General features: G+C 37.1%; 1 protein-coding gene. It reads right to left on the reverse strand.

Annotated features, from left to right (window positions below; genetic code table 11):
* Nucleotides 1–185: hypothetical protein (locus AAEY57_RS20725; RefSeq protein ID WP_350608750.1), on the reverse strand; the 185-nt coding region annotated here is incomplete at its 3' end.
* Between the last annotated feature and the right edge of the window lie 63 nt (nt 186–248).

A 248-nucleotide genomic window follows, 5' to 3' on the forward strand; every position in this document is an offset into this window, starting at 1 on the left:
GTAATTGCATGACCCGTTCGATAAGGTGAATAAAGAGTAATAATACCAGAACCTATATCATACCCTGGCGCTAAGTTATCAATATCGACTGCAACGTTGGTTGAGGCGTATGAACTTATATCGTTCAATAAAATAGTCTCGAAGTCTTCATTATCTGCCCTATATTCATCTTCATATTGCCCCAATATAACTTTTTTTCCTTTAAGGCTAGAGTGAGGTTTTACTAAAGCGAAGCTATCGTATATGGG

Origin of the sequence: Pseudoalteromonas sp. MER144-MNA-CIBAN-0113, from assembly GCF_040308965.1 — a bacterium.
Taxonomy (GTDB): Bacteria; Pseudomonadota; Gammaproteobacteria; order Enterobacterales; family Alteromonadaceae; genus Pseudoalteromonas; species Pseudoalteromonas tetraodonis.